The sequence below is a fragment of the Streptomyces mayonensis genome, assembly GCF_018982965.1.
Lineage (GTDB): Bacteria > Actinomycetota > Actinomycetes > Streptomycetales > Streptomycetaceae > Streptomyces > Streptomyces mayonensis.
This window is the reverse complement of the sequence record NZ_JACBYP010000268.1, coordinates 1-1,305: the sequence shown is the minus strand read 5'-3', so window position 1 is coordinate 1,305 and position 1,305 is coordinate 1. Positions and strand designations below refer to the sequence as shown.

Genomic DNA, 1,305 nt, shown 5'->3' with positions numbered 1-1,305 from the left:
TGCGGACGGTCTTCCCCGACCTCGACGGCGAGCCCTACCAGCACATCCTCACCCCCACCGAAACCCACCTCACCCTCCCGGTCGAACCGGTGACGGAGGACGCGGTGGCTTCCCGGCTGGCGGCGTGTGTTCGGCACGGATTCGAGCTGGACAGCGAAATCCCGCTGACGGCGAGGCTGTTGAGCTTGAAGCCGAGGGAAGCCGTCCTGGTGCTCGTGATGCACCACATAGCCGCCGACGGCTGGTCGATGACTCCTCTCGCGGCCGATCTCGCCACCGCGTACGCGGCCCGGCGCGGAGGTGAGGGCCCGGATTGGTCCCCGCTCCCGGTGCAGTACGCCGACTACAGCGTCTGGCAGCACGAACTGCTCGGCGAGGACACCGACCCCGACAGCCTGCAGCGCCGCCAAGCCGCGTACTGGACGGATCACTTGAGTGGTCTGCCCGACGTCGTCTCCCTGCCCACCGACCGGCCGCGATCCGCGAACCCTTCCTATCGCAGCGACACCGTGAGCTTCGCACTCGACGCCTCGATGCATGCCGCGTTGCGCGAGCTTGCCCGTGCGGCGGACACGACGCTGTTCATGGTCCTGCACGCGGGCCTGGCGGCGCTGCTCTCGCGGCTGGGCGCGGGACGGGACATCGCGGTGGGCTCACCCATCGCCGGACGCATCGACGAGGGTCTGGATGACCTGGTCGGCTTCTTCGTCAACACCCTGGTCATACGCGCCGACGTGACGTCGGATCCCACGTTCGGCGAACTCCTGACACAGATCCGTGAGACGAGTCTCGCCGCGTACAGCCACCAGGACATCCCCTTCGAATACCTGGTGGAACGGCTCAACCCGCAGCGCTCGCCCGGCCACCACCCGCTCGTCCAGATCATGCTGGCGCTCCAGAACAGCACTGACCTGGCATTTGAACTCCCTGGTATACGAGCCGAGTTCGAGAACCCGGGTGTGTCCGGTTCACAGTTCGACCTCACCGTCAACATGGGTGAGACGTTCGACGAGGACGGCAACCCTGCCGGCATGTCCGGGCTGATCGAGTATGCGACGGATTTGTATGACGTGGGCACGGTGGAGTTGTTCGGGGCGCGGTTGGTGCGGATGTTCGGCGAGGTGATCGCCAGGCCCGAGGTGCGGGTGGGTGGGCTTGATGTGCTGAGCGGGGGTGAGCGGGAGCGGTTGTTGGGGTGGTCGGCGGCTGATGGCGTGCCTGTGCCTGTGCCTGTGCCGGTGACGTTGGCGGGGTTGTTTGCGGGGCGGGTGCGGGAGTGCCCGGATGCGGTGGCGGTGGTGTGTG

1 protein-coding gene is annotated in these 1,305 nt (G+C 67.2%); it reads left to right on the top strand.

Features of this window, described 5'->3' with window-relative positions; all coding sequences use genetic code 11:
- Positions 1-1,305 (top strand): condensation domain-containing protein (locus HZS56_RS37785; RefSeq protein ID WP_253915554.1); only part of this gene is annotated, 1,305 nt, incomplete at both ends.